The 26,655-nt window shown below is 66.5% G+C and carries 28 protein-coding genes and 1 riboswitch; of the genes, 8 read left to right on the forward strand and 20 right to left on the reverse strand.

Annotated elements, in window-relative coordinates:
* Positions 1–69: 69 nt before the first annotated feature.
* A complete protein-coding gene (locus ACZ1I5_RS23620; protein ID WP_465171659.1) occupies positions 70–1,620 on the forward strand; it encodes an MFS transporter in 1,551 nt (516 codons plus the stop codon).
* 49 nt (positions 1,621–1,669) lie between these two features.
* Here ACZ1I5_RS23620 and ACZ1I5_RS23625 read toward each other — a convergent pair whose 3' ends face one another.
* The gene (locus ACZ1I5_RS23625) at positions 1,670–2,191 is read right to left on the reverse strand and encodes a DUF1993 domain-containing protein (protein ID WP_465171660.1); all 522 of its coding nucleotides are present in this window, start codon (positions 2,189–2,191) and stop codon (positions 1,670–1,672) included.
* Positions 2,192–2,320: 129 nt separating this feature from the next.
* Positions 2,321–2,536: riboswitch (cobalamin riboswitch) on the forward strand.
* 113 nt (positions 2,537–2,649) lie between these two features.
* Between ACZ1I5_RS23625 and metE the strand changes: the two genes are divergently transcribed.
* Together metE and ACZ1I5_RS23635 are read left to right on the forward strand one after the other, a co-directional pair.
* Entirely contained in the window at positions 2,650–4,959 is a 2,310-nt protein-coding gene (metE, locus tag ACZ1I5_RS23630; protein ID WP_465171661.1) for a 5-methyltetrahydropteroyltriglutamate--homocysteine S-methyltransferase, read from the forward strand.
* Complete coding sequence (locus ACZ1I5_RS23635) at positions 4,946–5,356, forward strand: acyl-CoA thioesterase (RefSeq protein ID WP_465171662.1); 411 nt, start codon at positions 4,946–4,948, stop codon at positions 5,354–5,356. The genes metE and ACZ1I5_RS23635 overlap by 14 nt, the downstream gene beginning before the upstream one ends.
* Before the next feature lie 205 nt (positions 5,357–5,561).
* Here the strand turns inward: ACZ1I5_RS23635 and pnp are convergent, their stop codons facing one another.
* The 7 genes from pnp to ACZ1I5_RS23670 all read right to left on the reverse strand — a co-directional run bounded on the left by pnp (position 5,562) and on the right by ACZ1I5_RS23670 (position 11,266).
* Complete coding sequence (gene pnp, locus ACZ1I5_RS23640) at positions 5,562–7,949, reverse strand: polyribonucleotide nucleotidyltransferase (protein WP_465171663.1); 2,388 nt, start codon at positions 7,947–7,949, stop codon at positions 5,562–5,564.
* Between the two features lie 222 nt (positions 7,950–8,171).
* Positions 8,172–8,441, reverse strand: coding sequence for a 30S ribosomal protein S15 (rpsO, locus tag ACZ1I5_RS23645; protein ID WP_465171664.1), 270 nt, complete (start codon positions 8,439–8,441; stop codon positions 8,172–8,174).
* A gap of 14 nt (positions 8,442–8,455) precedes the next feature.
* A complete protein-coding gene (gene truB / locus ACZ1I5_RS23650) occupies positions 8,456–9,349 on the reverse strand; it encodes a tRNA pseudouridine(55) synthase TruB (RefSeq protein ID WP_465171665.1) in 894 nt (297 codons plus the stop codon).
* Positions 9,350–9,353: 4 nt separating this feature from the next.
* Complete coding sequence (locus tag ACZ1I5_RS23655) at positions 9,354–10,043, reverse strand: site-2 protease family protein (RefSeq protein ID WP_465171666.1); 690 nt, start codon at positions 10,041–10,043, stop codon at positions 9,354–9,356.
* 44 nt (positions 10,044–10,087) lie between these two features.
* Positions 10,088–10,462: a DUF6491 family protein gene (locus ACZ1I5_RS23660; protein WP_465171667.1), complete on the reverse strand. Its 375-nt coding sequence runs from the start codon at positions 10,460–10,462 to the stop codon at positions 10,088–10,090.
* A gap of 37 nt (positions 10,463–10,499) precedes the next feature.
* Positions 10,500–11,081, reverse strand: coding sequence for a thymidine kinase (locus ACZ1I5_RS23665; protein ID WP_465171668.1), 582 nt, complete (start codon positions 11,079–11,081; stop codon positions 10,500–10,502).
* A gap of 23 nt (positions 11,082–11,104) precedes the next feature.
* The gene (locus tag ACZ1I5_RS23670) at positions 11,105–11,266 is read right to left on the reverse strand and encodes an AbrB/MazE/SpoVT family DNA-binding domain-containing protein (protein WP_465171669.1); all 162 of its coding nucleotides are present in this window, start codon (positions 11,264–11,266) and stop codon (positions 11,105–11,107) included.
* 109 nt (positions 11,267–11,375) lie between these two features.
* Here ACZ1I5_RS23670 and ACZ1I5_RS23675 point away from each other — a divergent pair, with 109 nt between their 5' ends.
* A complete protein-coding gene (locus ACZ1I5_RS23675; protein WP_465171670.1) occupies positions 11,376–11,870 on the forward strand; it encodes a DUF7010 family protein in 495 nt (164 codons plus the stop codon).
* On the opposite strand, the gene rbfA is transcribed toward ACZ1I5_RS23675, so the two are convergent.
* The 7 genes from rbfA to rimP form a co-directional block, all read right to left on the reverse strand.
* Positions 11,871–12,275, reverse strand: a complete 405-nt coding sequence (gene rbfA, locus ACZ1I5_RS23680; RefSeq protein ID WP_465171671.1) for a 30S ribosome-binding factor RbfA — start codon at positions 12,273–12,275, stop codon at positions 11,871–11,873. It abuts the gene before it with no gap.
* The gene (locus ACZ1I5_RS23685) at positions 12,272–12,673 is read right to left on the reverse strand and encodes a hypothetical protein (protein WP_465171672.1); all 402 of its coding nucleotides are present in this window, start codon (positions 12,671–12,673) and stop codon (positions 12,272–12,274) included. The genes rbfA and ACZ1I5_RS23685 overlap by 4 nt, the downstream gene beginning before the upstream one ends.
* Before the next feature lies 1 nt (position 12,674).
* Positions 12,675–15,398: a translation initiation factor IF-2 gene (gene infB / locus ACZ1I5_RS23690; RefSeq protein ID WP_465171673.1), complete on the reverse strand. Its 2,724-nt coding sequence runs from the start codon at positions 15,396–15,398 to the stop codon at positions 12,675–12,677.
* A 16-nt stretch (positions 15,399–15,414) separates the two neighbouring features.
* Positions 15,415–16,125: a DUF448 domain-containing protein gene (locus ACZ1I5_RS23695; RefSeq protein ID WP_465171674.1), complete on the reverse strand. Its 711-nt coding sequence runs from the start codon at positions 16,123–16,125 to the stop codon at positions 15,415–15,417.
* Between the two features lie 195 nt (positions 16,126–16,320).
* Entirely contained in the window at positions 16,321–16,548 is a 228-nt protein-coding gene (locus ACZ1I5_RS23700) for a tautomerase family protein (RefSeq protein WP_465171675.1), read from the reverse strand.
* Positions 16,549–16,554: 6 nt separating this feature from the next.
* The gene (gene nusA / locus ACZ1I5_RS23705; RefSeq protein ID WP_465171676.1) at positions 16,555–18,171 is read right to left on the reverse strand and encodes a transcription termination factor NusA; all 1,617 of its coding nucleotides are present in this window, start codon (positions 18,169–18,171) and stop codon (positions 16,555–16,557) included.
* Entirely contained in the window at positions 18,171–18,758 is a 588-nt protein-coding gene (gene rimP / locus ACZ1I5_RS23710; protein ID WP_465171677.1) for a ribosome maturation protein RimP, read from the reverse strand. Before rimP ends, nusA begins: the two co-directional genes overlap by 1 nt.
* A gap of 250 nt (positions 18,759–19,008) precedes the next feature.
* Here rimP and ACZ1I5_RS23715 point away from each other — a divergent pair, with 250 nt between their 5' ends.
* Positions 19,009–20,157, forward strand: a complete 1,149-nt coding sequence (locus ACZ1I5_RS23715) for a PQQ-dependent sugar dehydrogenase (RefSeq protein ID WP_465171678.1) — start codon at positions 19,009–19,011, stop codon at positions 20,155–20,157.
* Positions 20,158–20,232: 75 nt separating this feature from the next.
* Positions 20,233–21,366 (forward strand): PQQ-dependent sugar dehydrogenase, encoded by a 1,134-nt coding sequence (locus tag ACZ1I5_RS23720; RefSeq protein ID WP_465171679.1) that lies wholly within the window; start codon positions 20,233–20,235, stop codon positions 21,364–21,366.
* 141 nt (positions 21,367–21,507) lie between these two features.
* Here the strand turns inward: ACZ1I5_RS23720 and ACZ1I5_RS23725 are convergent, their stop codons facing one another.
* From ACZ1I5_RS23725 to ACZ1I5_RS23735, 3 genes are read right to left on the reverse strand one after another with little or no spacing between them, the layout of a single operon-like run.
* Complete coding sequence (locus tag ACZ1I5_RS23725) at positions 21,508–21,963, reverse strand: hypothetical protein (RefSeq protein WP_465171680.1); 456 nt, start codon at positions 21,961–21,963, stop codon at positions 21,508–21,510.
* On the reverse strand, positions 21,960–22,337 hold the full coding sequence (locus ACZ1I5_RS23730; RefSeq protein ID WP_465171681.1) for a PaaI family thioesterase: 378 nt from the start codon (positions 22,335–22,337) through the stop codon (positions 21,960–21,962). Before ACZ1I5_RS23730 ends, ACZ1I5_RS23725 begins: the two co-directional genes overlap by 4 nt.
* A complete protein-coding gene (locus ACZ1I5_RS23735) occupies positions 22,334–22,774 on the reverse strand; it encodes a PaaI family thioesterase (RefSeq protein WP_465171682.1) in 441 nt (146 codons plus the stop codon). Before ACZ1I5_RS23735 ends, ACZ1I5_RS23730 begins: the two co-directional genes overlap by 4 nt.
* Before the next feature lie 128 nt (positions 22,775–22,902).
* On the opposite strand from ACZ1I5_RS23735, the gene ACZ1I5_RS23740 reads away from it, so the two are divergent.
* Together ACZ1I5_RS23740 and ACZ1I5_RS23745 are read left to right on the forward strand one after the other, a co-directional pair.
* Positions 22,903–24,441, forward strand: coding sequence for an acyl-CoA synthetase (locus tag ACZ1I5_RS23740; protein WP_465171683.1), 1,539 nt, complete (start codon positions 22,903–22,905; stop codon positions 24,439–24,441).
* 111 nt (positions 24,442–24,552) lie between these two features.
* Entirely contained in the window at positions 24,553–25,335 is a 783-nt protein-coding gene (locus ACZ1I5_RS23745) for a crotonase/enoyl-CoA hydratase family protein (protein WP_465171684.1), read from the forward strand.
* A gap of 6 nt (positions 25,336–25,341) precedes the next feature.
* On the opposite strand, the gene ACZ1I5_RS23750 is transcribed toward ACZ1I5_RS23745, so the two are convergent.
* Both ACZ1I5_RS23750 and ACZ1I5_RS23755 read right to left on the reverse strand, forming a co-directional pair.
* A complete protein-coding gene (locus ACZ1I5_RS23750; RefSeq protein WP_465171685.1) occupies positions 25,342–25,791 on the reverse strand; it encodes an acyl-CoA thioesterase in 450 nt (149 codons plus the stop codon).
* Positions 25,792–25,833: 42 nt separating this feature from the next.
* Positions 25,834–26,616, reverse strand: a complete 783-nt coding sequence (locus ACZ1I5_RS23755) for an SDR family NAD(P)-dependent oxidoreductase (protein ID WP_465171686.1) — start codon at positions 26,614–26,616, stop codon at positions 25,834–25,836.
* Positions 26,617–26,655 lie beyond the last annotated feature (39 nt).

A 26,655-nucleotide genomic window follows, 5' to 3' on the forward strand; every position in this document is an offset into this window, starting at 1 on the left:
AGCCCGCGATGATAGCGGTATCGATTGCCCGGGGCGCCGCGACGACAAGCGGCGAAGTGGGGATGTCGCATGGCAACACGTATGAACAGTCTGTCCGATCGCCAGGCCTTGTGGGCGTTCATTCTCGGCTGCGCGGCCGTCACGGCGGGGGTAGTGCTCCACATCCCGATGTTCCTGATGGCGAAGGACATGGGCTATCACCTCGCCGGCATGCCGATGGATTCGGGCATGATCTTCGGCATGTTCCTGATCGTCGGGGGCGTGATCGTCGCGGCCTATGGCCTGCTGCCGCGCAATCTCGCGGCACAGCGCGCGGCGGCCGAGGACATCACCATCGCCGCGCCCGAGGATGCCGCGCTCGGCTGGGCGCATTGGCGGCTGATGATCGTGCTGGTCGTCGCGCTGATCATCGATGTGATGAAGCCGGCCTCGCTCGGCTTCACCGTGCCCGGCATGATCGGCGAATATCATGTGCCGCGATCGACCGTGTCGCTGGTGCCGTTCTTCGCGCTGATGGGCACCGTGGTCGGGTCGGTCGTGTGGGGCGTGATCGCCGATATCTATGGGCGCAAGGCCTCGATCCTGCTCTCGGCGGTGATGTTCGTCGGCACCTCGATCTGCGGCGCGATGCCGTCGCTCGCCTGGAATATCGGCATGTGTTTCATGATGGGCGCGGCGGCGGGCGGCATGTTGCCGGTGACATACGCGTTGCTCGCGGAGATGATGCCCAACCGGCATCGCGGCTGGAGCCTGGTGCTGGTCGGCGGGCTCGGCGCGGTCGGCGGCTATTTCGCGGCGAGCGGGCTCTCGGCGGTGCTGCAGCCGATCTTCGGCTGGCGCATATTGTGGCTGGCAAACCTGCCGACCGGGCTCAGCCTCATTCTGCTGGGCGCGCTCATCCCTGAATCGGCCAAGTTCCTCCTCGCCCGGGGGCGCAAGGTGGAAGCGGAAGCAGTGATGCGGCGCTTCGGGGCAACTGTGCGGCGCGGGCCCCCGCCAACGACGACCGGGGTCAACCACGGGCCGCTGACGGGCAGGCGGATGATCGGCAAGCTCACCGCGCTGACCGTGGCCGCACTGACCTGGGGCCTGATCAATTTCGGCCTGTTGCTGTGGCTGCCGGCCGATCTCGTCGCCAAGGGCTATTCAGTCGCGGTGTCGAGCCGGCTGCTGGCGGAAAGCTCGCTGATTGCTTTTCCGACCGTGTTTCTGGCGGCGCTCATGTACAGCCGCTGGAGCACCAAATGGTTGCTCGTCACCATGATCGGCGTGACGCTTGCCGGCTTGCTCGGCGTGCTCAGGCTGGAGCTGGCGGGAACGGGCAGCCCGGTGCTGCCGGTCGCGCTGCTGATCGTCGGCTCGAACGGCATCCTCGCCATCCTGCTGCCCTATACCGCCGAAAGCTTCCCGTTACGTGTGCGCGGCCGGGCGACCGGATGGGTCGCCGCCTGCACCAAGGCCGGCGGGCTGTTTGCGCAAGGACTGAGCATCGCCGCGCTGATCCCGTCCATGGGACTGGCGGCGGTCATCATCATGGCGCCGGCGGTGGTCGCGCTTGGCCTGGTCGCCTGGTTCGGGCGCGAGACGCGCGGCGGTGATCTGCGCCACCTCGACGCATAAAGCGCGAGACGCCGATAACGACGAGGTCGGGCCAGACCTTCGTCACGCCCTACCGCTTGATACGCGGCGTTCCCATGAAATCGCGTTTGCCCAGCTTCACGCCTTGCGCGCGCAGGATCGCATAGGCCGTTGTCGCGTGGAAATAGAAGTTCGGCTGCGAGAAGGAGAGCAGGAAGTTCGCGCCCGTGAAGGGCATGATGGTTTCCCCGAAGGCGAACTGCGTATCGCAGTCCGCCAGGGCGTCGAACGCGTCGCGATCGAGCGCTTTCAGGCTGGTGACCGCCGTCTGCAGGATGCCGTGCAGGCCGGCAAAGTCGGTCGGCCAGGCCGATCGGTCGGGCGAGAAGCTGCCGGCCCGGACCCCCTCGATTCCGCCGACCGAATGGGCGGCGCAGGATTTCACCTGATAGCCGAAGGGCAGCATGTCCGGTGCGAGGCGGGTGTCGATCAGCTCCGCTTCCGTCCTGCCCTGTTCGGCGCAGAATGCCGCCGCCTTGTCGACCAGCGCATCGACCGCGCCCAGGATCTGGAGGTTGGACGGTACGACGGCATCGTAAAGGGAGAAGGACATGGGTTCTGGCTCCGGCTGACGTTGCGGGGCTTATGGAGGCTCGTCATGGTCGCGTCCATGTGCCGTTCGGTATTGAAAGCATCATATAAAGAATTCTTTATATGATGCTTGACGCGCCCGTCGTAACCTCTATCCTGTGATGGTCGAGGTTCTTCGCCCGGTTGCCCGGTCGGAGCTAAGACGGGAAGCCGGTGCGGCCCTTGGGCTTATTCCGGCGCTGCCCCCGCAACTGTGAGCGGTGAGCGGCGGTCCATTTTGCGTCACTGGTCCGGACAAGGGACCGGGAAGGCCGGATCGTCGCATTGACCCGCGAGCCAGGAGACCTGCCTCGTCAGATAACGTCCTCCGGCGGGGTGCCCGGTCAGGCCGCGTGCAACACCGCGCCCCGGCTTGTCATTAGGGCGTGTGCCCGTTGCCGTGCGTCCGGCCTTCACCTTGCCCAACGCAAGGCCAAGACGATGACCATCTCAGTCGCAACCCTCGGTTTCCCCCGTATCGGCCCGCGCCGCGAGCTGAAGTTCGCGCTCGAAAGCTTCTGGTCGGGCAAATCGGATGCCGACGCTCTGTCGCTCGCGGCACAGGGCTTGCGCGCCGCTGCCTGGGCGCGGCAAAGGGCGTTGGGCGCCGACATCATCCCCAGCGGCGACTTCTCGCTCTACGACCATGTGCTCGATACCTCCGCGATGCTCGGCGCGGTGCCGGCGCGCTATGGCTGGAACGGCGGCAAGGTCGGCCTCGACACTTATTTCGCCATGGCGCGTGGGACGCAGAGCGCGAAGAGGCATGAAGGCTGCGCGCATGGGCTGGACAGCACCGCGCAGGAAATGACCAAATGGTTCGACACCAACTATCATTACATGGTGCCGGAACTGAGCGCAGGACAGCAATTCGCGCTGTCGACGAGCAAGGCAGTCGACGAATTTCTCGAGGCCAAGGCACTCGGATACCATACGCGGCCGGTGCTGCTCGGGCCGGTGACCTGGCTGACGCTGGCCAAGGGCAAGGACGTCGCCCCGCTGTCGCTGCTCGAGGCAGTGCTGCCGGTCTATGAGGAAGTGCTGGCGCAGCTTGCACAGGCGGGTGCCGACTGGGTCCAGATCGACGAACCCTGCCTGGTGCTCGACCTCGACGACGATCAGCGCGCGGCGCTGAAGCAAGCGTACAGGCGCCTGTCAGTGAACGGGCCGAAGGTGATGCTCGCGACCTATTTCGGCGCGCTCGGCGACAATCTGGAACTGGCGACCGACCTGCCGGTGCACGGGCTGCATATCGATCTGGTCCGTGCGCCGGAGCAGCTCGAGCCGGTGTGGCAGCGTGCCCGGCCCGACCTGCTGCTGTCGCTCGGCGTGATCGACGGGCGGAACGTCTGGCGGGCCGATCTCGATGCGCTGATCGCGCGGATTGCGCCCGTCGCGGCCGAGCGCAACCTGGTGCTCGCGCCGTCCTGCTCGCTGCTGCACGTGCCGGTCGATCTCACGATCGAGACCGCGCTCGACTCTGAGGTGAAGCAGTGGCTTGCCTTTGCCGTGCAGAAGATCGGCGAATTGTCAGTGCTGGCACAGGCGCTGAACCAGGGCGCCGAGACGGTTGCCGCGCCGCTGGCGCTGGCCCGGGCGGCGGTCGAGTCGCGCAAGACGTCGCCGCTGATCCACAATCCCGCCGTCGCGGCGCGGCTGGCGGCGGTCGATCTCGACATGACCAGGCGGACGTCGCCCTTCGCGGATCGCCGCGTGGCGCAACAGGGGCGGCTGGGCCTGCCGAGCTTCCCGACCACGACGATCGGGTCCTTCCCGCAGACGCCGGAAGTGCGCAAGGCGCGTGCCGCGCACATCAAGGGCGAGATCGACGACCTGGCCTATGAGCAGTTCCTGCGCGTCGAGACCGCCACGACGGTCGAGTGGCAGGAAAAGATCGGCCTCGACGTGCTGGTGCATGGCGAGTTCGAGCGCAACGATATGGTGCAGTATTTCGGCGAGCAGCTATCCGGCTTCGCCTTCACCCGCAGCGCCTGGGTGCAGAGCTATGGCTCGCGCTGCGTGCGGCCGCCGATCTTGTACGGCGATGTCGCGCGGCCGAAGCCGATGACGGTCGAGTGGTGGCGTTATGCCCAGTCGCTGACGAGCAAGCCGATGAAGGGCATGCTGACCGGGCCGGTCACGATCCTCAACTGGTCGTTCGTGCGCGACGACCAGCCACGCTCGCAGAGCTGCCGCGAGATCGCGCTGGCGATCCGCGACGAGGTGATCGACCTGGAGGCGGCTGGCGCGGCGGTGATCCAGATCGACGAGGCGGCCCTGCGCGAAGGGCTGCCGCTGCGCCGCGCCGACTGGCAGGCCTATCTCGACTGGGCGGTCGAATGCTTCCGCCTGACCGCGTCGGGCGTGCGCGACGACACCCAGATCCACACCCATATGTGCTATTCGGAGTTCAACGACATCCTGCCCTCGATCGGCGCGATGGACGCCGACGTCATCTCGATCGAGACCGCCCGGTCGCAGATGGAGCTGCTCGATGCCTTTGCCGATTATGCCTATCCCAACGAGATCGGGCCGGGGGTGTACGACATCCATGCACCGCGCATCCCCGCCGAAGCGGAGATGACGGGGCTGCTGACGCTCGCGGGCAAGCGCCTGCCGGCCGAGCAGCTATGGGTGAACCCCGATTGCGGGCTCAAGACGCGCAAATGGGAGGAAGTTCGCCCGGCGCTGATCGCGATGGTCGCGGCGGCGCAGCGCATGCGCGTGCGGGGTGCCTATGACGCGGCCTGAGACCCCGCTCGAAACGATGCCGGACGAGCAGCCCGCCGTGCGCGTGACGGCGGTGCCGGCCGACGCCAATGTCTATGGCGATATCTTCGGCGGCTGGCTGATGAGCCAGATGGACCTCGCCGCTTCCTCGGTCGCCTCGCGTCACGCGGGCGGCCGGGCAGTGACGATCGCGGTGGAGGGCATGGCCTTCCACCGCCCGGTCTTCGTCGGCGACGAGGTGTCGGTGTTCGCCCGGCTGATCAAGGTCGGGCGGACGTCGATGCGGGTCCGGGTCGAAGCCTGGGCTCGCGACCGGCATTCGGAAGAGGCGAACAAGGTGACCGAGGCGGCGTTCGCGTTCGTGGCCGTGGGGCAGGACCGGCGGCCGAGGCCGGTGCGGGCGATGGTGATGGTTTAAGCCACACCGTCATGCCGACTTGTTCCGGCATCCGTTCTGCGGCCGGGCGCAGCATTGCGTCGAATAGGGTGCGCTTGCGGAACGATGGACCCCGGAACGAGTCCGGGGTGACGGTTGTGGGTGGGCTGGCGCCATCCTTCATCAAAGAAAAAAAGGCCCGGTTTCCCGGGCCCCTCTTCATTTGTCCTTGCGGAACCGGGATCGCTTAGTCGCGGTCGCCGGTCAGAAAGGCGGGTGCGAACTCCGGCGCGGGGCCGTCATCATTGCCGCCTTCGCTGCGCTCGCGGCGCGGGCCGCGGCCCTCGTCCCGGGCACCGCCGCCATCGCGACGGGGACCACGGCCGCCGTCACCATCGCGGCGCGGGCCACGATCGCCACGACCGCCGCCATCGCCACGCGGGCCACGACCGCCGTCGCCATCACGGCGCGGGCCGCGGGGGCCACGATCGCCGCGATCACCGCCTTCGCGGGGCTCGCGGGCGGGACGGGTGTCTTCCAGCTCGGCACCGGTCTCCTGATCGACGACGCGCATCGACAGGCGGACCTTGCCGCGCGGATCGATCTCGAGAACCTTGACCTTCACGGCCTGGCCTTCGCTGAGAACGTCGGCAACCTTCTCGACGCGCTCGTTCTTGATTTCCGAGACGTGGACGAGACCGTCCTTGCCGCCCATGAAGTTCACGAACGCACCGAAATCGACCAGGTTGACGACCTTGCCGTCATAGATCTTGCCGACCTCGGCTTCCTCGACGATGCCCTTGATCCAGGCGATCGCGGCGTCGATCTGCGCCGAATCCGACGAGCTGACCTTGATCACGCCCTCATCGTCGATGTCGACCTTCGCGCCGGTGGTGGCGACGATCTCGCGGATCACCTTGCCGCCGGTGCCGATGACGTCACGGATCTTCGACTTGTCGATCGTGATCGTCTCGATGCGCGGTGCGTGCGCCGACAGTTCCTCACGGGTATGGTCGAGCGCCTTGGCCATTTCGCCCAGGATATGCGCGCGGCCTTCCTTGGCCTGGTTCAGCGCGACGCGCATGATCTCTTCGGTGATGCCGGCGATCTTGATGTCCATCTGCATCGTGGTGATGCCCTCGGACGTGCCAGCCACCTTGAAATCCATGTCGCCGAGGTGATCCTCGTCGCCCAGGATGTCGGACAGGACCGCGAAGTCCTTGCCTTCCAGGATCAGGCCCATCGCGATGCCCGAGACAGGGCGCTTCAGCGGCACGCCTGCGTCCATCATCGACAGCGAACCGCCGCACACCGTCGCCATCGACGACGAGCCGTTCGACTCGGTGATGTCGGAGAGGACGCGGATCGTGTACGGGAATTCTTCCTTCGACGGCAGCACCGGATGCAGCGCGCGCCAGGCGAGCTTGCCATGGCCGACTTCGCGGCGGCCCGGCGCGCCGAAGCGGCCGACTTCACCGACCGAATAGGGCGGGAAGTTATAGTGCAGCATGAAATGCTCGTAGGACAGGCCGGTCAGGCCGTCGATCATCTGCTCGGCGTCGCGCGTGCCGAGCGTGGTGGTGCAGATCGACTGAGTCTCGCCGCGCGTGAACAGGGCCGAGCCGTGCGTGCGCGGGAGGAAGTGCACCATCGCCTCGATCGGACGGATCTGGGTGGTGGTGCGGCCGTCGATGCGCTGGCCGTCCTTGAGGATGGCGCCGCGGACGATCTCGGCTTCCAGCTTCTTCATCAGCTTGCCGGCGGCCATCTGGTCCTGCGGGGCCGCGTCGGCGAACGCCGCCTTGCCCTTGGCGCGGGCCTCGTTCAGCAGGTCCGAACGCTTGGACTTGTCGGTCACCTTGTAGGCGGCGGCGATGTCCTTGCCGATCAGCTTCTTCAGCTTGTCCTTGGCGGCCGTCAGGTCGGCCTGCTCGGCCATCTCCCAAGGCTCCTTGGCGGCCTGCTCGGCGAGATCGATGATCGCGTTGACGGCTTCGCGGCACGCCTTGTGGGCGAACTGCACCGCACCGAGCATCACGTCTTCCGACAGCTCCTTGGCTTCGGATTCGACCATCATCACGGCGCCGCCGGTGGCGGCGACGACCAGGTCGAGATCGCCTTCCTTGGTCTGCTCGAGGGTCGGGTTCAGGATATACTCGCCATCGACATAACCGACGCGGGCCGCGCCGATCGGGCCCATGAAGGGCACGCCGGAGATGGTGAGGGCGGCCGAGGCGGCGACCATCGCGAGGATGTCCGGCTCGTTCTCGCCGTCATAGCTCAGCACCTGGGCGATGACGTTGATCTCGTTGTAAAAGCCTTCCGGGAACAGCGGACGGATCGGGCGATCGATCAGGCGGCTGGTCAGCGTCTCCTTTTCGGTGGCGCCGCGCTCACGCTTGAAGAAGCCGCCGGGGATGCGGCCCGAAGCCGAGAATTTTTCCTGGTAGTGGACGGTGAGCGGGAAGAAATCCTGCCCTTCCTTGACGGAGCGTGCGGCGGTGACCGCGCACAACACGACGGTTTCGCCGAGCGTCGCGATGACGGCGCCATTGGCCTGGCGGGCAACGCGGCCCGTTTCCAGCGTGAGGGTCTTGCCGCCCCACTGGATGCTTACGGTTTTGGTATCGAACATTTTATTTCCTTCAACTCCGGCCGCCAAATGCGTGCCGGGGCCTATGTGCGGGCTTGACCGGCCCGCGCGGTTTGAGGTCTTTCACGGCCTCTGGACAATCAGCCGAATTGCATCCTGTCCTGTGTCCCCTTGATGGGGTCCAGTCTCGTCGATGAGCTGGCGGCCCCGCGCATGGCGGGGTTTATCTGGAATATGAAAACGGCGCCCGAGGGCGCCGGTTTCTTACTTGCGAAGGCCGAGCTTCGCGATGAGATCGGTGTAACGCTGACCGTCCTTGTGACGGAGATAGTCGAGCAGCGACCGACGCTTGTTGACCATCATCAGCAGCCCGCGGCGCGAATGATTGTCCTTCTTGTGGTCCTTGAAGTGCTCGGTCAGGTTGCGGATTCGCTCCGTGAGGATCGCGACCTGAACTTCGGGGGAACCCGTATCGCCTTCGGCGCGGGCATGGTCCTTGACGAGCGCTTCCTTGCGCTCCTGAGTGATCGACATCGTGATCCTTTCGCTTAGAGGTTGAAACCGCGAACGACGCGGACCTCGCGGTCCAGAACTTCCACCAGAGCGACCGGAACATCGTCCGATATCGCGAAGTGGAGGCCATCGTCTGCGGCGATCCCGATCAACACCCGCCCCTGTCGGAGCAGCCCTGCCTGATCGGGGGTGAGGGAGAGAGCCGGGATGTCGTCCAGCCCCGCCCTCAAGGGCAGGAGTTTGTCTTCAAGGGCGCGCCCATGGCCGAGTTCGTCCAGTTTGTCCAGCGATATCGAGTCCGCCAGGGTGAACGGGCCGGCCTTCACGCGGCGGAGCATGGTGACATGCCCGACCGTGCCGAGCGCCAGCGCGATGTCGCGCGCGAGGCTGCGGATATAGGTGCCCTTCGAGACATGGGCGGTGAGGGTGGCCTCTTCAACTTCCTCCCTTGGCTCCTCCCCGGAGGAGCTTAGACTGTGGATCGTCACTGACCGGCTCGCCAGCACCACCTCCTCGCCCGCCCGCGCCAGATCATAGGCACGCTGCCCGTCGACCTTCAGCGCCGAATAGGCCGGCGGCACCTGTTCGATCGGGCCGGTGAAGCGGGGCAGCACTGCCTCGAGCGCCGCCAGTGTCGGCCGTACGTCCGACCAGGCGATCTCCGCGCCCTCCAGGTCGAGCGTGTCAGTCTGCACCCCGAAGCGAATCGTGAAGTCATAAACCTTGTCGCTGTCGAGCATGCGCCCGGCGAGCTTGGTCGCTTCGCCGATCGCGATCGGCAGCACCCCCGTCGCCAACGGGTCGAGCGTGCCGCCATGGCCGACCTTCAGCTTGCCATAGCCGCCGGCGCGAAGCGCGCGCTTGACCGCCGACACGCCCTGAGTCGAGCCGAGCCCGAGCGGTTTGTCGAGAATGATCCAGCCATGCACCGGATCAGACCGACAGGCCGGCGGACCCGAGCAAAAAACTGATCACCGCCCAGGCCGGCGGGCCGATCAGGCGCCCGACGATATTCGCGTTCGGCGCGATCATCGGCAGGATGACGAGCAGGAAGATCAGCAGCAGGAAGCCATAACGGCCGATCCGCGCATACTGCGCCGCGAGGGGGCGGGGCAGCAGGCCCTGCACGACGTGACCGCCATCGAATGGCGGGATCGGCAGCAGGTTGAAGATCGCCAGGAACACGTTGATCATCACGAAATTGATCAGATTCTCGGACAGAAAGGCGCTCGCACCGGTTGGCGTACCGCCCGGCCAGAATGCCATGAAGATCGCGATGGCGACGGTACCGAGTAGCGCGAGCGCGATATTCATGCCTGGACCGGCCAGCGCGACCAGCATCATGTGGATGCGCGGATTGCGCAACCGGCTCGCCACCACCGGCACCGGCTTCGCCCAGCCGAACACCGGCAGGTTGGCGATGGCGAGCGACAGCGGCAGCAGGATCGTGCCGACCGGATCGACATGCGTGACCGGGTTGATCGACAGGCGCCCGAGCCGTTTCGCGGTCGGATCGCCGAGCGCATTGGCGACCCAGCCATGCGATACCTCGTGCAGCACGATCGCGATGGTCAGGGGGATGATCCAGACCGCGGCCGAATAGAGGATGTTGGGAATGTCCATTGCCTGCATCTAGGGATGCGACCGGATATGCGCCAGCGTGGCCCTCAGCCCTTCTTAGGCTTCTTCGCCTTTTTCGGCGGCGGGCCGCTCATCGCCAGCTCGTCGATCCGGCATTCCCGGCCATCGACCAGCAGCGAGCCATAGCGATCGAGCGAGTTCGATCCGCTGGTCTTCACCCCGATCCTGGTTGCGAAGGACAGGCCGAGGCAGGGGCCGAGAATGGTCGCATGATACCATTTGCGGCCGCGATCCTGGAGATAGATCGCGCGGTCGCCGTCTGGCTGGAAGTCCTGGATTCCATCGAACTGCACGAACGGAATTGAGGCGGGCTTGCCGGTCTCGGGCGGCGTGGTTTGCGCAACCGCAGCGGCGGCACACAGCGCCGCAAGGGGCAGGGCAAGCAGGGTGCGGTTGAACATGGCGATTCCTCGACTCGGGACCCGGAGTGGGCGTTGTTTACGCCAGTCCGGCTGTACGCTCGATGAAGTGTCGCCGGCACATCGCGACATAACGGTCATTGCCGCCGATCTCGGTCTGCGCGCCCTCGCGGATCGCATTCCCCTCCGCATCGACGCGCATGTTCATCGTTGCCTTGCGCCCGCAGGCGCAGACCGACTTTATCTCGATCAGCGAATCCGCGATCGCGAGCAGCCGCGCCGACCCTTCGAACAATTGCCCCTGGAAATCGGTGCGCAGGCCGTAAGCGAGCACCGGCACCCCGTGGAAATCGGCAAGACTGGCGAGCTGGTCGACCTGCGCCGCGGTGAGGAATTGTGCCTCGTCGACCAGCACGCAGGCGGGCGGCGCCTTGCCGTCACGCACCACGATCGCGGCGAGATCCGTGTCGCGGTCGAACGCGATGGCATCCGCCCCCAGCCCGATCCGCGAGGTGACCGTTCCCGCCGCGAACCGATCATCGATCGCCGCGGTGAACAGCAGGGTGCGCATGCCGCGCTCGCGATAGTTGAAATCGGCCTGGAGCAGAGTGGTCGATTTCCCGGCATTCATCGAGGCGTAGTAGAAATAGAGCTTCGCCATCTAGCAGGCCCACCGCAGGTCGGTCATGCACCGCTTCCCGAAAGCCCTGCGTGTCGCGCTTCGATCGAGCCGTCGGGGTGACGGATCCACATCACTTTCGTGCCGGCGGCCCAGCCAAGCTCCTCTCGATTGGTCTTGGGAATCGTGATTCTACCCCGAGAAGAGAGACGAATTTGGGCCTTCATGGATCAGAATATAGCGCCGGGCATGTAGACGGCAACGAATACCGTCGATCCCGATGGACGGTGCGGCACCGGATGCTAGACTGGCGCCCCTAATTCAGGAGCGTTTTCGATGCGCGGCGGTATCTGGGTTCTCACAATCTTTGCTGCGATCTGGTTCGTTGTGGGCGCGGCGGGAGAAGGCCTGCCCTGGGCGGCGCTGGTGATTCCCGCGGCGATTTCCGGCACGCTGCTCGTGTGGGGACGTCGCGCTGCCGGCGAGCCCGCCGCGCAGGGCGGCCATGTCGGGCGGCTCGTCGGGATCTGGAGCGCGGTTGAAGGCGTGGCGATCTTCGTTGCGGTCACCATTTGTCAGAATATCGGCGCGCGCGATGCTGTCGTGCCGGTGATCGCCATCATCGTCGGGCTGCATTTCCTGCCCCTGGCGCGCGGTATCCCGGTGCCTCTTTATTATGCGACCGGCGCCGCGCTGATCGTTCTCGGCCTGGGCGCGCTCGTGCTACCCGGGAATGAGCGCATGGGCGTGGTCGGCCTCTCGGCGGCCGCGATCCTGTGGCTCAGCTGTACGCTGCTGATCCGTCAGGCCAAAGACCGGCCGGCGATCTGATCAGGCCTCGCCCTCGTCCTGCTCGAGATCTCGGGCGACATGCGGGTCGCGCAGCAGCTTGTCGATATGGCTGCCCTCGTCGAAGCTTTCGTCGGCGATGAATTTCAGCTTGGCCGCGTAGCGCGTGTTCACCCGCGCCGCGACCTCGCGCTGGAGATAGGCGGTGTTGGTGCGCAGTGCCTTCAGCACCGCTTCCTCGTCCTTGCCGAGCAACGGCTTGATGAAGACGGTGGCGTGGCGCAGGTCGGGCGACATGCGGACCTCGGTGACGGTCACGACATGCTTCGCCAGGGTCTCGTCATGTACGTCGCCGCGCGCGAGGATATCGGCCAGCGTATGGCGCACCTGCTCGCCGACGCGGAGGAGGCGGACGGAGCGTGTCTCGGGGGTTTCGGCGGGTCTCATTTCATCACCATACATTCGGGGGGCAGCGCCAGCCCGATCAGGCTGAAATCGCGGTAGCTGATCTTGACCGGCTCACCGCCCCAGCGCGGTTTCCATTCCGGCTTGCGCAGTGTCGGCACGCCGGACAGATGGCTGATCGTCAGTGCGCGCGGCCCCGTCCAGCGCAGCACGACGCAATCGTGCTGAGGGCTCTGATACACCGCCTCGCGCGTGAACGGCCGGCCCGATTGCAGGAACACATAAGTGTCCTTCCGGTCGAGCACCGGCGCATCATATTCGGCGGTCGCGATATACTGGCCGTCGCGCGATATCGCGCGCTGCCATTCGATCGTCGGCTCGCCGCAGCCGGCCAGCGCGAGCCCGAGGGCCAGCGCCGTGCCGGTCTGCATCATTCGCATCTTACAGCGTCCGTTCGCGCAGCTCGACTTCATAGGTTTCGAGGAAGTCGCCGGGCTTGATGTCGGTGTGACTGGCGAAGGTCACGCCGCACTCCAGACCCGCACGAACTTCGGCCACGTCGTCCTTGAAGCGCCGCAGCGACGCGATCTCGCCATTGTAGATGATGACGTCGTCGCGCGTGATGCGGGCCTTGAGCGCCTTGCGGATATAGCCCTCGACCACCAGCAGACCGGCGGCGCGCCCATGCTTGCCCGCCGAGAAGACCTCGCGGATTTCGGCGCGGCCGACGACCGTTTCGAACGCCTCGGGGCCAAGCTCGCCCGCCATGCCGGCGCGGATGTCGTCGATCAGGTCGTAGATCACGTCATAATATTTCAACGCGACTTTCTGACGCTCGGCGATCTCGCGTGCCTTGGCATTGGCGCGGACGTTGAAGCCGATGATCGGCGCGCCCGACGCACCCGCCAGGGTGACGTCGCTCTCGGTGATGCCGCCGACACCCGAGTGCAGCACCCGGGCCTTGATGTCGTCCGTGGAGATCTTGTTGATCGAGCTGACGATCGCTTCGACCGAGCCTTGCGTATCGGCCTTGACGACGAGCGGATATTCGATCGCCTGCTTGTCCTTCAGCGCGGAGAACATGCTCTCCAGGCTGGCGGGCGCGGAGGTCGTGCGCTTGCTGGTAATCACGCTCTGGCGATATTCCGCGACTTCGCGGGCACGCGCCTCGTTCTCGACCACCGTCAGCTGATCGCCCGCGCGCGGCACGCCGGACAGGCCGAGCACTTCGACCGGCATGGACGGGCCGGCTTCCTTGATCTGCTGGCCCTTGTCGTTGGTCATCGCGCGGACCTTGCCGCTCTCGGCGCCGACGACGAACACGTCGCCGACCTTGAGCGTGCCGCGGTTGACGAGGACGGTCGCGACCGGGCCGCGGCCCTTGTCGAGCTTCGCCTCGATCACGGTGCCCTCGGCATCGCGGTCCGGATTCGCCTTCAGCTCGAGCAGTTCGGCCTGGAGCTGGATCTTCTCGATCAGCTCGTCGAGACCGGTCTTCTTGAGCGCCGAGACTTCGACGTCCTGGACGTCGCCCGACATCTCCTCGACCACGACTTCATACTGCAGCAGTGCCTCGCGGACCTTTTGCGGATTGGCGTCGGGCTTGTCGACCTTGTTGATCGCCACGATCATCGGCACGCCGGCCGCCTTGGTGTGGTTGATCGCCTCGATCGTCTGGGGCTTCAGGCCGTCATCCGCCGCCACGACCAATACCACGATATCCGTGACGTTGGCGCCGCGTGCGCGCATTTCGGTGAACGCCTCATGGCCCGGCGTGTCGAGGAAGGTGATCTTCGACTTGTCCTTCAGGGTGACCTGATAGGCGCCGATATGCTGGGTGATGCCGCCGGCTTCGCCCTTCACCACGTCGGTGCCGCGGAGCGCGTCGAGCAGCGAGGTCTTGCCGTGATCGACATGGCCCATGATCGTCACGACCGGAGGGCGCGGCACGGCGGCGCCGTCCTCTTCCTCATGCGTGTCGTTCGCGAGATCGATGTCCGAATCGCTGACGCGCGTGATGTTGTGGCCGAATTCGGTCACCAGCAGCTCGGCGGTGTCCTGGTCGATCGTCGCGTTGATCGTGACGGGCATGCCCATCTTGAACAGCGCCTTGACCAGGTCGGCACCCTTTTCCGCCATGCGGTTGGCGAGTTCCTGGACGGTGATCGCCTCGGGAACGACGACGTCGCGGATCTGCTTGGCCTGCGCCTCGCGCGGGCCACCCATCCGGCGATGTTCCTTCTCGCGGGCGCGCTTGAGCGCCGCGAGCGAACGGGCACGCGCGCCGTCGCCGTCGCCCAGGGCGCGGTTGACGGTCAGCTTGCCGGCGGTTCGGCGGTCATCGCCCTTGCGGTCGCGCTGCTGCGGACGGCCAGGGCCGTCATTGCTCGGCGCGGCGCTGACCGGACCGGGGCGCTTTGGCGCGCCGGCAGGTGAGGCGGCTGGCGTTGCGGTCGTCGCGGCGGGTGCTGCCGCCACGGGAGCAGGCGCCGGGCGCGGACGCTCGGGGCGCGCAACCGGCGTGAAGCGGCGCGGCGCTGGCATACTCGGATCGAGCGAAACGGTGATTGGCTGCGGCGGCGCTGCGGGTGCAACGGGCGCGGGGGCCGGAGGCGCCGCGGCAGGTGCCGCTGCCGCTACGGGCGCTGCGGTCGCTTCGGGTGCCGCTGCTTCGACAGGGGCCGGTGCGGGCGCAGGGGCAGGCTGCTCGGGGGCGGCGGGCGAATCCGGAGCGTCGCCGGCGCGGCGATTTTCCTCGGCGCGGCGGCGCTCTTCCTCGGCTGCCTCGAGACGATCACGCTCTTCGCGGCGGCGGGTTTCCTCGAGCGCGTTCATCCGCGCCTCGTCGGCCTCGCGGAGCAGCTTGGTCTGCAACTCCTGGCGCGACAGCAGCGAATTGGCGGGCGAGACGGGCGCCGGACGTGGCGGCTCGGGCGCGCGCACCGGGGCGGCGGCGACGGGCGCTGGCGCCGGTGCTTCCTCGACCACGGGCGCTTCCGGCTCGCCGGGGCGCCGCAGGACACGCCGGCTCTTCACTTCCACGACCACGGTGTTGGAACGGCCATGGCTGAAGCTCTGCTTCACCTTGCCCGTCTCGACCGTGCGCTTCAGCCCCAGCGGCGCGCGCATGCCCAGTTTCGGCTTTTCGTTGTCGGTATCGCTCACTCAAATTCCTCGTAGATCAATCTTCGGCCGTATCGGACGCGCCACCATCCGTCGGCTGTGTTTCAAACGGCGTTGCGCCCTGCGAGACCGTTTCGCAAGGCGCTGTACTCGGGTCAGGGCCGATAAAATGCAGCCAGCGATGGAGCGCTTCGCCCACCCGCTTCGCCGCATCGGGATCAGTCAGGCCGACATGTACCACATTCTGCCGTCCTAGTGCCACGGCCAATATGGTGCGTGATACCGGCAGCGCCAACCCCCTGAGCCCGCTGCCTTCCTCGTCCTTTCCGACGCGCCAGGCCTGGTCGAGCTTGCGGTTGCCGTCCTCGCCCGCATCGGCGGCGTGGAGCAGCAGGTGAAGCTTGCCGGAACGGGCGGCGGTCTCGATCCTTTCGGTGCCGATCAGCAGCCCGCCGGAGCGGGATTCGAGGCCGAGCCGGTCGAGCGCAGCGCGTTCGAGCGCGGCCTCGATCAGCGCGGGCAGGTCGTCGGGGATGAGCACCGGGCCGGTCTTGAACGCGCGGGCGAGGGCGCCCTTGAGCTTGCCCTTGGTCATCGCGGTTTCGAGCTCGGCCCTGGTCACGCCGATCCACGCCCCGCGGCCAGGAGCCTTGGCGCGGACATCGGGCAGGACATGGCCGTCGGGCGACAGCGCGAGGCGCACCAGCGCGGCGCGCGGCGCGCGGTCGCCGATCAGGATGCAGCGGCGGATGGGGTCAGCGGCAGTCATTGTTCTTCGCCCCTCCCTGCAAGGGAGGGGACGGGGGTGGGTGCGCGCGTCTGCGCGCCCAAAAGAATCTTCAGCGCTCGCGGCGAAGCACCGCGCCGGGCATCGAGCCCGGCGCGGTGCTCACCCACCCCTTGCCCCTCCCTTGAAAGGGAGGAGTAGGAAAGGGAGCCAGTACCTGTCTGAAGCCCTAGCGCGTCATTGTGAGGGAACCGCATGCGCGTCCTCCCTCTTCGGCGCATCGCGGTCGGCCAGAAGCAGACCGCCAGCGCCGTAATTCTCCGTGGAGATTTCCTCGATCACGATTTGCACCGCGCCCGCGGGCTTGCCGAGACGGTCGACCAGCGAACGCGTCACGTCAGCGACGATCCCCGCTTTCTGGTCGTGCGTCGCGGTGCCCGCGATCCGGATGCTGACGAACGGCATCTGCGCTTACGCTTCCTCGTCCGTGGTCGCGGGTTCGGCGGCGGGTGCCTCCTCATCCTCGAACCAGTGCGCGCGGGCAGCCATGATGATCTCGTTGCCCTGCTCTTCGCTCAGACCATATTCGCCGAGCACGCCACCCTTGTCCTCGGGGCGCTTGGGGGCGTCCTCGTTGCGGCGGCGCGGTTCCTGGCGCTTCTTCTGCACCAGCTCGTCGGTCGCGAGATCGGCGAGATCGTCGAGCGTCTTGATGCCCGCCTTGCCGAGCGTCACCAGCATCGCCTCGGTGATGTACGGCATCGCGGCGAGATCGTCCGACACGCCAAGCTCGCGGCGAAGCGTACGGTTGGCTTCCTCGCGGCGCTCGAGCGCCTCGGTCGCGCGGCTCTGCAACTCGGCGGCGAGATCCTCGTCGAAACCCTCAATCGAGGCGATTTCGTCGGCCTCGACATAAGCGACTTCTTCCAGCGCGCCGAAGCCTTCGGCGACCAGCAGCTGGGCCAGCGTCTCGTCGACGTCGAGCTCGGTCTGGAACATCTCGGTGCGCTCGAGGAATTCCTTCTGGCGCTTCTCGGACGCGTCGGCCTCGGTCAGGATGTCGATCGCCTTGCCGGTCAGCTGGCTGGCGAGGCGGACATTCTGGCCGCGGCGGCCGATGGCGAGCGACAGCTGATCGTCGGGCACGACGACTTCGATGCGGTCCTCTTCCTCGTCGATCACGACACGGCTGACCGAGGCCGGTTGCAGCGCGTTGACGACGAAGGTCGCGGTGTCGGGCGACCAGGGGATGATGTCGATCTTCTCGCCCTGCATTTCCTGCACGACGGCCTGCACGCGGCTGCCCTTCATGCCGACGCACGCACCGACCGGATCGATCGAGCTGTCATGGCTGATCACGCCGATCTTGGCGCGGCTGCCCGGGTCGCGGGCGGCAGCCTTGATCTCGATGATGCCGTCGTAGATTTCGGGAACTTCCTGCGCGAACAGCTTCTTCATGAAGTCGGGGTGCGCGCGGCTGAGGAAGATCTGCGGCCCGCGATTCTCGCGGCGCACGTTGAGGATCAGCGCACGGATGCGGTCGTTGACGCGCACGATCTCGCGTGGAATCTGCGCGTCGCGGCGGATGACGCCTTCCGCGCGGCCCAGATCGACCACGACGTGACCGAACTCGACGCGCTTCACCACGCCAGTGATGATCTCGCCCATGCGGTCCTTGAATTCTTCATATTGCCGCTCGCGCTCGGCATCGCGAACCTTCTGGAAGATCACCTGCTTCGCTGCCTGTGCGGCGATGCGGCCGAACTCGATCGGGGGCAGCGGATCGACGATATAGTCGCCGACGACAGCGCCAGCCTGGAGCTTCTGGGCTTCTTTCAGGTTCACCTGCTTGAAATAATCGTCGACCGCTTCGACCACTTCGACGACGCGCCACAGGCGCAGATCGCCCGAGGTCGGATCGAGCTTCGCGCGAATGTCGTTCTCGGCGCCGTAGCGGGCACGGGCGGCGCGCTGGATAGCGTCCTCCATCGCCTCGATCACGATGCCCTTGTCGATCATCTTCTCGGCGGCGACGGCATTCGCGATCGCGATCAGCTCGGCCTTGTTGGCGGAAACGGCGGTGGCCATCAGTCTTGCCCTTCGTTCATGATATCATCCGGGTTGCTTTCGGCGCCTTCCGGCGCCTCTTCTAGGTCTTCGAATTCTTCTTCCTCGACACCGTCCAGCGACAGCGGGCGGGTGGAGGCGATCAGCGCGTCGGTCAGCAGCAGCTTGGCGTTCGCGACCTGATCGAAGCCGATCGTCATCGGCTCATGCTTGTTCACGTCGATGGTGATGCGCCCGTCCTCGACGCCCTTCAAGAAGCCGGTGAGCTGTTTGCGGCCATCGACCGGCGCGGTGAGATGGATGCGCGCCTCATGACCCGCCCAATCCTGGAAATCGGCGAGCCGAGTCAGCGGACGGTCGATCCCCGGCGAGCTGACCTCGAGACGGTACGCCTCCTGGATCGGGTCCTTCTCGTCGAACAGGTCGGAGATGCGACGCGACAGTTCCGCGCAATCGTCGATCGTCAGCTGGCGGGTGTCGGGCCGCTCGGCCATCACCTGCAGGGTCAGGTCGTCCCGGTTGCCGAACATTTTCACGCGCACGAGATCGAATCCCAGGGCGTTCGCCTCGGGCTCGATCAGTTGTGCCAGCTTCGTGGTGTCCGTCATCAGGTTCGAAACATGCCTTCTCGTCGCCGGGACCGTGTGGCCCCGACCTCTTCACCAACAACGATGTAGAGAATGTGAGGGCGATATACGGCGGGATGGCCCGCGCGGCAAGGCCCCCCGCAACGAGGCGAAAGTGACAGCCCGACTGCCTTGATCCTGCGATATGATCCTATAGGCTATACGGCAACTCGCCGCTCGCGGACGTGCGCGACTCGCCCGCGACTGGTTCAAGAACCGAGAGGCTGCCTGCATGACGCGATTCTCCTCCTATGCAATCCTGGCGCTCTCCGCGGTCATCGCCACCGCATGCTCAGCGTCGACCGCGCCGGCGCAGGATGCAGCGGCGGCCGCTAAGCCCTTCACCGAAACCGTGATGGCGGATTTCGAGTCGCCCTGGGCGATGACCTTCCTGCCCGACGGCCGGCTGCTGGTCACCGAAAAGGCCGGCAAGCTGCTGATCGTCTCCGCCGATGCGAAGCAGGTCGCGACGCTTGCGACGATCCCCGGCGTCGACAGCGCCGGCCAGGGCGGCCTGATGGACGTGGTGCTCTCGCCCGGCTTCGCGAAGGATCGCCTGGTCTATTTCAGCTATTCGGAGGCACGTGACGGCGGCAAGGCAGTGGCGCTCGCGCGCGGGCGGCTCGACGAAAAGGGCGCGGCACCGGCATTGGCCGATGTCTCGGTCATTTTCCGCGCCAGCCACGCGGTTGAAGGCAATGGCCATTATTCGGGCCGCATCGCCTTCTCGCCCGACGGCCAACACCTGTTCTTCACCAATGGCGAGCGCCAGAAGTTCGATCCGGCGCAGGATCTGAGCATGACGCTCGGCAAGGTGCTGCGCCTCACCCCGGACGGCAAGCCGGCGCCCGGCAATCCCTTCGCCGGGCAGGCCGGCGCACAACCGGAAATCTGGTCCTATGGTCACCGCAACCTGCTCGGCATTGCGTTCGACGCGCAGGGCAATCTGTGGGAGCAGGAGATGGGGCCGAAGGGCGGCGACGAGGTCAACCTCATCCAGCCTGGCAGGAATTACGGCTATCCCAAGGCGTCGAACGGCAGCCATTATGACGGCCGGGATATTCCCGATCACGCGGCGGGCGACGGCTTCGAAGCGCCAAAGGTCTGGTGGAACCCGTCGATCTCGCCCGGCGGCATGATGATCTATTCGGGCGACATGTTCCCGGCCTGGAAGGGTGATGCGTTCATCGGGGGGCTTTCCAGCCAGTCGCTGCTGCGCATCGACCTGGACGGCACCAGCGCGAGGAAGGGCGATCAATGGCCGATGGGCAACCGCATCCGCGAGGCGGAGCAGGGCCCGGACGGGGCGATCTGGCTGATCGAGGATGGCACACGCGGCGCCGCCGGGCGTCTGATCAGGCTTACGCCGGCCAACGCCTGACAATAGTATAACGGAATGCAGCGATCCGCCCATCGGATCGTTGCGCCGACACCTCCCGATGAAAGTTCGCCCGGCATGACTCGATTCTCCTTGTACGCCTTGCCTTTTCTCGCCCTGGCCGGCGCTACTACCGCCAGCGTTGCGCAGGACGCCCCTGCCGCCTTCAAGGTGCCGGACGGTCTGCCCTTCGCGGTGAGCGAACAGGGCAAGTTCGACACGCCCTTCGCGCTCGCCTTCCTGCCCGATGGCCGAATCCTCGTCACCGAGAAGGCCGGCAAGCTGAAGCTGCGGGCGACCGATGGCGGGGTGAAGGAGGTGGCCGGCGTACCGGCCGTGGCGCCGGGCGGGCAGGGCGGCATGCTCGACGTCGCGCTCGCGCCCGATTTCGCGAAGAGCCGAACGATCTACCTGTCCTATTCGGAGCCGCGCCCGAACGGCCGGAGCCTGGCGCTCGCCCGCGCGACCCTGAAGGACGGCGCCGCGCCGAGCCTCCAGGGGCTGCAGGTGATCTTCCGTGCCGGCTCGGACGGTACGGGCGAACAGTTCGGCGGCAACATCGCCTTCTCGCCCGACCACCGGCTGCTCTATCTCTCGACCGGCGAGCGTCAGCGCTTCACCCCGTCGCAGGACCCCGATCAGGCGATCGGCAAGATCCTGCGCCTGACGCTCGATGGCAAGCCGGCGCCGGGCAATCCCAGTTATGCCGCCGGCGGCGCCCGCGCGGAAACCTGGTCGATCGGCCATCGCAATCCCTATGGCCTGTCCTTCGACAAGGATGGCCGGCTCTGGGAGATCGAGATGGGGCCGAAGGGCGGCGACGAAGTCAATCTGATCCAGCCCGGCAAGAATTACGGCTGGCCCAAGGCGTCGAACGGCAGCAATTACGACGACACGCCGATCCCCGATCACGCGCCGGGCGACGGGTTCGAGCCGCCCAAAATCTGGTGGAATCCCTCGATCTCGCCGGGCGGGCTGATGATCTATTCGGGCAAGATGTTTCCGGCCTGGCAGGGTTCGGCGTTCATCGCCGCGCTGTCCGGCCAGGCGCTGATCCGCGTCTCGCTGGAGGGCGACAAGGCGGCCAAGGCCGATCAGTGGAACATGGGCATGCGCATCCGCGATGTCGCGCAGGCGCCCGATGGGGCGATCTGGCTGTTGCAGGACGGCCGCGGCAGCGGCGGGCATCTGATGCGGCTGACGCCGCGCTGAAGCAGGCGGACCCCCATTTAGTGCTGAGCTTGTCGAAGCACTGTTCTTCCATTCGCCGGTTGGACGAGGAAGAACAGCCTTGCGACAGGCTCAAGGCGAACGGTGGAGAGGGGTACCTTCAAACATCGGTCGTCGGCCGATCTAGCCCCGCAACCGCGCGAGATGCGCGTCCGCCTCCGCGACGCCCGGATTGCCCGGCGTCCCGGTCATTTCCTCGAATAGCGCGTCGAGCTCCTTGTAGCGCGCCCGGGCCTGGATCCAGAAGATCCAGGCGGTGTCGCTGTCCTGGATCGCCTCGGCCTGGAGCGCCGCGCTGCGCAGCGCATTGGCGACGTCGAGCGGTGGGACGTCGGCCGCGGCTCGGTAGAGCGCGAGCATTTCGGTGATCGCGGCGCCGGCTTCCTCGCCGCGCCCGGCTTCGATCAGGATGTCGGCGACATGGCGGACGGCATGAGCCAATGTGGCGACGTCGCCGACATCGCGCCACAGCACCACCGCGCGGCGCTGGCGGCTCAAGGCCTCATGATGATCGCCGGCATCGCGCAGGCGTTGCGCCTCGCGGGCATAGGTCTCGGCCTGTGCCCGCGCGTCGCTCATGGCCGCGCGATCAGATAGTTGAGCCGCGCCGCCGCGATCGGCCTGGTGCGATCGTCCTGCCAGGCGGTCGCCTCGACATTGGCGACACGCGTACCCAGCCGGGTCACCACGCCCTGCGCCCGGGTCGGCTTGTCGCGCCCGCCGCGCATGAAATCGACCGTGACGTTGATCGGCTTGATCCGGCCGCCGCCTTCCTCGGCAAGCGCCTGCTGCACCGCGACGATCGCCGCCATCTCCATCAGCCCGCTGATCGCGCCGCCGTGCAGGAAACCGGGACGCCCCAGCACCCCGTCCTCGAACGGCATGATCAAGATGCTATCGTCATCGGGATCGATGCTCAGCCCGAGCAGGTCGGCATAGGGGGGCAAGGTCACAAATAGCCCTCCGGCGCCATGAACGTACCCGCGACATGCGCCAGCGGATCGTCGGGATCGCCATCATGCGCCTGGCCGCGCACGAACGCGATCGAGCGGGTGATGCGATAGCATTCGCCGTGCCCGATCACCGTCCTGCCCGGCGTTGCCGGCCGGAGATAATCGACGCGCAGGTCCAAGGTCGCGTGCGGCCGGAACGCGTTGAGCTTCAGCCACACCGCCATGCTGGTCGCCATGTCCATCATCGACAGGATCGGGCCGGAGGCGATCACCCCGGTTTCGGATTCGCCGATCTGCTCCTCGCTATAGGGGAGTGCGAGCTCGACCCAATCCGCACCATGCGCATGATAGTCGAGGCCCAGCCGCCTGCCATGGCCTCCGGCGCCGTTGCGCAGGAAGCGTTCGGGGTCGAAACGAAAGGCGTCGATTATCGTCATCCGACAATCCCTACCGCAGTGCAGCGTGAACCGCAAAGCCGTCCGCACGATCGACTTATTTGGGCGATTGCAGGGGTGGCCGGCGCCGTATAGCTTCGGTTGCAAAGAACAACGGATAGGAGAGGCGGATGCACCCCAGCATCCATGGCGCGGAGACGCCGGACAAGCCTGCGCTGATTGTGGCGGAGACCGGCGAGACGGTGAGCTTCGGCGAGCTCGACCGGCGATCGAACCGCGCGGCGCACCTGTTCCGCTCTGTCGGGCTGGCCGTCGGCGATACGGTTGCGCTGTTCCTGGAGAATGTGCCGGAATTCTACGATGTCGCCTGGGGGGCACAGCGCAGCGGGCTGTTCTATGTCTGCATCTCGACCAAGCTGACCGCGCCCGAAGTCGCCTATATCGTCCGCGACAGCGGCGCGAAGCTGGTCGTCGCCTCGGCCGGGCTTGACGTCGCCGGGCCGCTCGCCGCGGAACTGGCCGGGGTCGCGCGCTATACGATCGGTGGCGCGGTACCGGGCTGGTCGCGCTGGGAGGACGCGGTCGCGGCGATGCCGGACTCGCCGATCGCCGACGAACGCGCCGGGATCGACATGCTTTATTCCTCCGGCACGACCGGCCGGCCCAAGGGCGTTCGTGTCGCGCTACCCGAGGATCCGGCGATCGCCGCGCCGAACGTGCTGATGATGCTCGCGCGCGGGCTCTATGGGCTCGGGCCGGATACGATCTATCTCAGCCCGGCACCGCTCTATCATGCGGCGCCCTTGCGCTGGTCGATGACGGTGCTGCGGCTCGGTGGCACCGTGGTGATGATGCAGCATTTCTCGCCGCTGACCGCGCTCGCCGCGATCGAGACCTATGGCGCGACGGCCAGCCAATGGGTCCCGACGCATTTCGTGCGCATGCTGAAGCTGAGCGAGGAGGATCGCAGCCGCTTCGACCTGTCGAGCCTGAAGGTGGCGATCCACGCCGCTGCGCCCTGCCCGATCCCGATCAAGGAAGCGATGATCGCCTGGTGGGGGCCGGTGCTCTACGAATATTATGCCGGATCGGAAGGGAACGGCCTGACCACGATCAACTCGGAGGAGTGGCTGGCGCACAAGGGGTCGGTCGGCAAGGCGGCATACGGCGTGCTGCACATCTGCAACGAAGCGGGGGAGGCGCTCGGGCCGGACGAGGAGGGGCTGGTCTATTTCGAGGGCGGGGGCCAGTTCGAATATCACAATGATCCGGACAAGACCGCCGAGGCGCGCAACGCGCGGGGCTGGACCACGCTCGGCGATATCGGGCGGATCGACGCGGAGGGCTATCTCTACCTGACCGACCGCAAGAGCTTCATGATCATCTCGGGCGGGGTGAACATCTATCCGCAGGAGATCGAGAACCGGCTGATCACTCATCCCAGGGTTGCGGACGTCGCCGTGATCGGCGGGCCGTGCCCGGAAATGGGGGAGCGGGTGGTGGCAGTGGTCCAGCCAGTCGACATGGCGGAGGCCGGCCCGGCACTGGCGGAGGAGCTGACGGCATGGTGCCGCGCCGAGCTTTCGGGGGTGAAGACGCCGCGCCAGATCGATTTCACCGGGGAACTGCCGCGCCACGCGACGGGCAAGCTCTACAAACGCCTGCTGCGCGATCGCTATTGGGGTGTCGGCGGGGGCCGGATTGTTTAGGTTTCCGCCAGCCGTTCGCTTCGAGCGAAGTCGGGACGCCTTTCTGGGAAAACGGTGTCTCGACTTCGCTCGACACGAACGGCAGAGGGAGCGAGGATTAAGGACAAGACCATGAACGACCGCGTCTCGATCACCGTTGCCGACCATGTCGCCGATGTCCGCCTGACTCGCGCCGACAAGATGAACGCGATCGATCCGGCGATGTTCAAGGGCATCGCCGCTGCGATCGACCAGCTGAACGGCATGGCCAATGTCCGCGTCGTCGTGCTGTCGGGCGAAGGGCGCGCTTTCTGCGCCGGGCTCGACATGCAGAGCATGGCGGGCGGTGGATCGGGCATCGATCTCGGCAGCCGGCGGCCGGACGGCGCCAATCTGGTGCAGCAGGTGTCCTGGGGCTGGCGCATGCTGCCCATGCCGGTGATCGCGGCGGTGCACGGCGTGGCGCTGGGCGGCGGGTTCCAGATCATGTCGGGTGCCGATATCCGCATCGCCGCGCCCGGCACGCGCATGTCGATCCGCGAGGGGCATTGGGGGCTGGTGCCGGACATGGGTGGCATCGCGCTGTGGCGGACGCTGGCGCGCGACGATGTGTTGCGCGAGCTGACCTATACCGCGCGCGAATTCACCGCCGAGGAAGCCCTGGGCTATGGCTTTGTCACGCGTCTTGCGGACGATCCGCACGAAGCCGCGATGGCGCTGGCGCACGAGATCGCGGGGCGCAGCCCGCATGCGGTGCGCGGGTCGAAGCGGCTGTTCAACCTCGCCGCCGATGCCGATCCCAAGGCGATTCTCGACGCCGAAACGGTCGAGCAGTTGCGCGTGATCCGCCAGCCCAATCAGGTCGAAGCAGTGATGGCCAATATGGAAAAGCGCGCGCCCCGCTTCAAAGATTGAGGCGCTTCAGAGATTGGGGAGGGGCGCGCCGACCAGCAACTGGTATTTCTCCAGCCCGGCACGGAAATCGTCGGGCAGCCGGGTCGCGCCCGAGGCGGCGCTCATCACCAGCAAGGCGTCGCAGGTCGCGATCGCGAACCCCTGCTGAAAGGCCGCGGACACGATCTGCCAGCTTCTGGTGCCGATCTCGCCAATGCCGGTCGCGATCTCGACATCCGCCGGGAAACTGCCCTCGGCGAGGTAATTGATCTCGATCCGCGCGACCAGCCAGCGATGCCCCGCCCAGCCCGACAGTTCCATCGCCTGGTTGAACCGCACCCGCCCGCTTTCGAACAAGGCCGCCATCGCGACATTGTTGATATGACCGAGCGGATCCAGATCCTGGAATCGCGTCTGGATCGTCTCGCTGTGCGGATAGGCCGCCGGGTTCAGCCGGGATGGATCGGGTCGGGCCATCGTTCCTTCTCTCAAGCCCCTCCCGAAAGGGGAGGGAAGCGGTTACCGCGGCGCCATCCGGATGGCACCGTCGAGGCGGACGTCCTCGCCGTTGAAATAGCTGTTCTCGATCATCGCCAATGCCAACTGCGCATATTCCGGTGCGTTCCCCAGCCGCTTCGGAAAAGGCACCGAAGCGGCGAGATTGTCCTTCACCTGTTGCGGCGCGCCCTGCATCAGCGGCGTGTTGAAGATGCCGGGCAGGATCGTGTTGACCCGGATGCCCTCGCCCATCAGGTCGCGCGCGATCGGCAGGGTCATGCCGACCACGCCGCCCTTCGACGCCGAATAGGCGGCCTGGCCGACCTGCCCGTCCTCGGCAGCCACGCTCGCGGTCATCACGATCGCGCCGCGCTCGCCATCCTCGCCCGGTTCCAGCGTCAGCATGCCGGCGGCGGATTTCGCGACGCAGCGGAACGTGCCGACCAGGTTGATCTGGATGAGCCAGTTGAACGCCTCCAGCGAGAAATGCCTGATGCTGCCATCTTCCCGCGACCGGCTCGCCGTCTTCATCGCATTGCCGGTGCCGGCGCAGCAGACCAGGATGCTCTCCTGCCCGTTCGTGGCGCGGGCCCTGGCGAAGCCGGCATCGACACTCTCGTCCGACGTCACGTTCACTTCGCAGAAGATGCCGCCGATCTCGGCCGCGACCTTCTCGCCTTTCTCCGCCTGGAGATCGAAGATGGCGACCTTCACGCCCTTCGCCGCCAGCGCCCGCGCAGTCGCTTCGCCAAGGCCGGAAGAGCCGCCGGTCACGACGGCGGCGATATTGGTGTCGAGTTTCATTCCATTCTCCTTGTGCTCCCGCGAAGGCGGGAGCCCAGA

Source organism: Sphingomonas sp. BL-S-30, assembly GCF_055521475.1.

Excerpts from the sequence above, each read along its gene's own strand:
- ACZ1I5_RS23725 (WP_465171680.1), bottom strand. The coding sequence starts at position 21,963 with ATGAGCGACGCGCGGGCACAGGCCGAGACCTATGCCCGCGAGGCGCAA.
- ACZ1I5_RS23700 (WP_465171675.1), bottom strand. The coding sequence starts at position 16,548 with ATGCCGTTCGTCAGCATCCGGATCGCGGGCACCGCGACGCACGACCAG.
- ACZ1I5_RS23670 (WP_465171669.1), bottom strand. The coding sequence starts at position 11,266 with ATGAAGGCCCAAATTCGTCTCTCTTCTCGGGGTAGAATCACGATTCCC.
- ACZ1I5_RS23655 (WP_465171666.1), bottom strand. The coding sequence starts at position 10,043 with ATGGACATTCCCAACATCCTCTATTCGGCCGCGGTCTGGATCATCCCC.
- ACZ1I5_RS23620 (WP_465171659.1), top strand. The coding sequence starts at position 70 with ATGGCAACACGTATGAACAGTCTGTCCGATCGCCAGGCCTTGTGGGCG.
- ACZ1I5_RS23755 (WP_465171686.1), bottom strand. The coding sequence starts at position 26,616 with ATGAAACTCGACACCAATATCGCCGCCGTCGTGACCGGCGGCTCTTCC.
- ACZ1I5_RS23660 (WP_465171667.1), bottom strand. The coding sequence starts at position 10,462 with ATGTTCAACCGCACCCTGCTTGCCCTGCCCCTTGCGGCGCTGTGTGCC.
- rimP (WP_465171677.1), bottom strand. The coding sequence starts at position 18,758 with ATGACGGACACCACGAAGCTGGCACAACTGATCGAGCCCGAGGCGAAC.
- ACZ1I5_RS23750 (WP_465171685.1), bottom strand. The coding sequence starts at position 25,791 with ATGGCCCGACCCGATCCATCCCGGCTGAACCCGGCGGCCTATCCGCAC.
- ACZ1I5_RS23715 (WP_465171678.1), top strand. The coding sequence starts at position 19,009 with ATGACGCGATTCTCCTCCTATGCAATCCTGGCGCTCTCCGCGGTCATC.
- ACZ1I5_RS23740 (WP_465171683.1), top strand. The coding sequence starts at position 22,903 with ATGCACCCCAGCATCCATGGCGCGGAGACGCCGGACAAGCCTGCGCTG.
- ACZ1I5_RS23685 (WP_465171672.1), bottom strand. The coding sequence starts at position 12,673 with ATGCGAATGATGCAGACCGGCACGGCGCTGGCCCTCGGGCTCGCGCTG.
- ACZ1I5_RS23675 (WP_465171670.1), top strand. The coding sequence starts at position 11,376 with ATGCGCGGCGGTATCTGGGTTCTCACAATCTTTGCTGCGATCTGGTTC.
- ACZ1I5_RS23735 (WP_465171682.1), bottom strand. The coding sequence starts at position 22,774 with ATGACGATAATCGACGCCTTTCGTTTCGACCCCGAACGCTTCCTGCGC.
- rbfA (WP_465171671.1), bottom strand. The coding sequence starts at position 12,275 with ATGAGACCCGCCGAAACCCCCGAGACACGCTCCGTCCGCCTCCTCCGC.
- ACZ1I5_RS23745 (WP_465171684.1), top strand. The coding sequence starts at position 24,553 with ATGAACGACCGCGTCTCGATCACCGTTGCCGACCATGTCGCCGATGTC.
- ACZ1I5_RS23720 (WP_465171679.1), top strand. The coding sequence starts at position 20,233 with ATGACTCGATTCTCCTTGTACGCCTTGCCTTTTCTCGCCCTGGCCGGC.
- ACZ1I5_RS23625 (WP_465171660.1), bottom strand. The coding sequence starts at position 2,191 with ATGTCCTTCTCCCTTTACGATGCCGTCGTACCGTCCAACCTCCAGATC.
- ACZ1I5_RS23635 (WP_465171662.1), top strand. The coding sequence starts at position 4,946 with ATGACGCGGCCTGAGACCCCGCTCGAAACGATGCCGGACGAGCAGCCC.
- rpsO (WP_465171664.1), bottom strand. The coding sequence starts at position 8,441 with ATGTCGATCACTCAGGAGCGCAAGGAAGCGCTCGTCAAGGACCATGCC.
- pnp (WP_465171663.1), bottom strand. The coding sequence starts at position 7,949 with ATGTTCGATACCAAAACCGTAAGCATCCAGTGGGGCGGCAAGACCCTC.
- ACZ1I5_RS23695 (WP_465171674.1), bottom strand. The coding sequence starts at position 16,125 with ATGACTGCCGCTGACCCCATCCGCCGCTGCATCCTGATCGGCGACCGC.
- nusA (WP_465171676.1), bottom strand. The coding sequence starts at position 18,171 with ATGGCCACCGCCGTTTCCGCCAACAAGGCCGAGCTGATCGCGATCGCG.
- ACZ1I5_RS23665 (WP_465171668.1), bottom strand. The coding sequence starts at position 11,081 with ATGGCGAAGCTCTATTTCTACTACGCCTCGATGAATGCCGGGAAATCG.
- metE (WP_465171661.1), top strand. The coding sequence starts at position 2,650 with ATGACCATCTCAGTCGCAACCCTCGGTTTCCCCCGTATCGGCCCGCGC.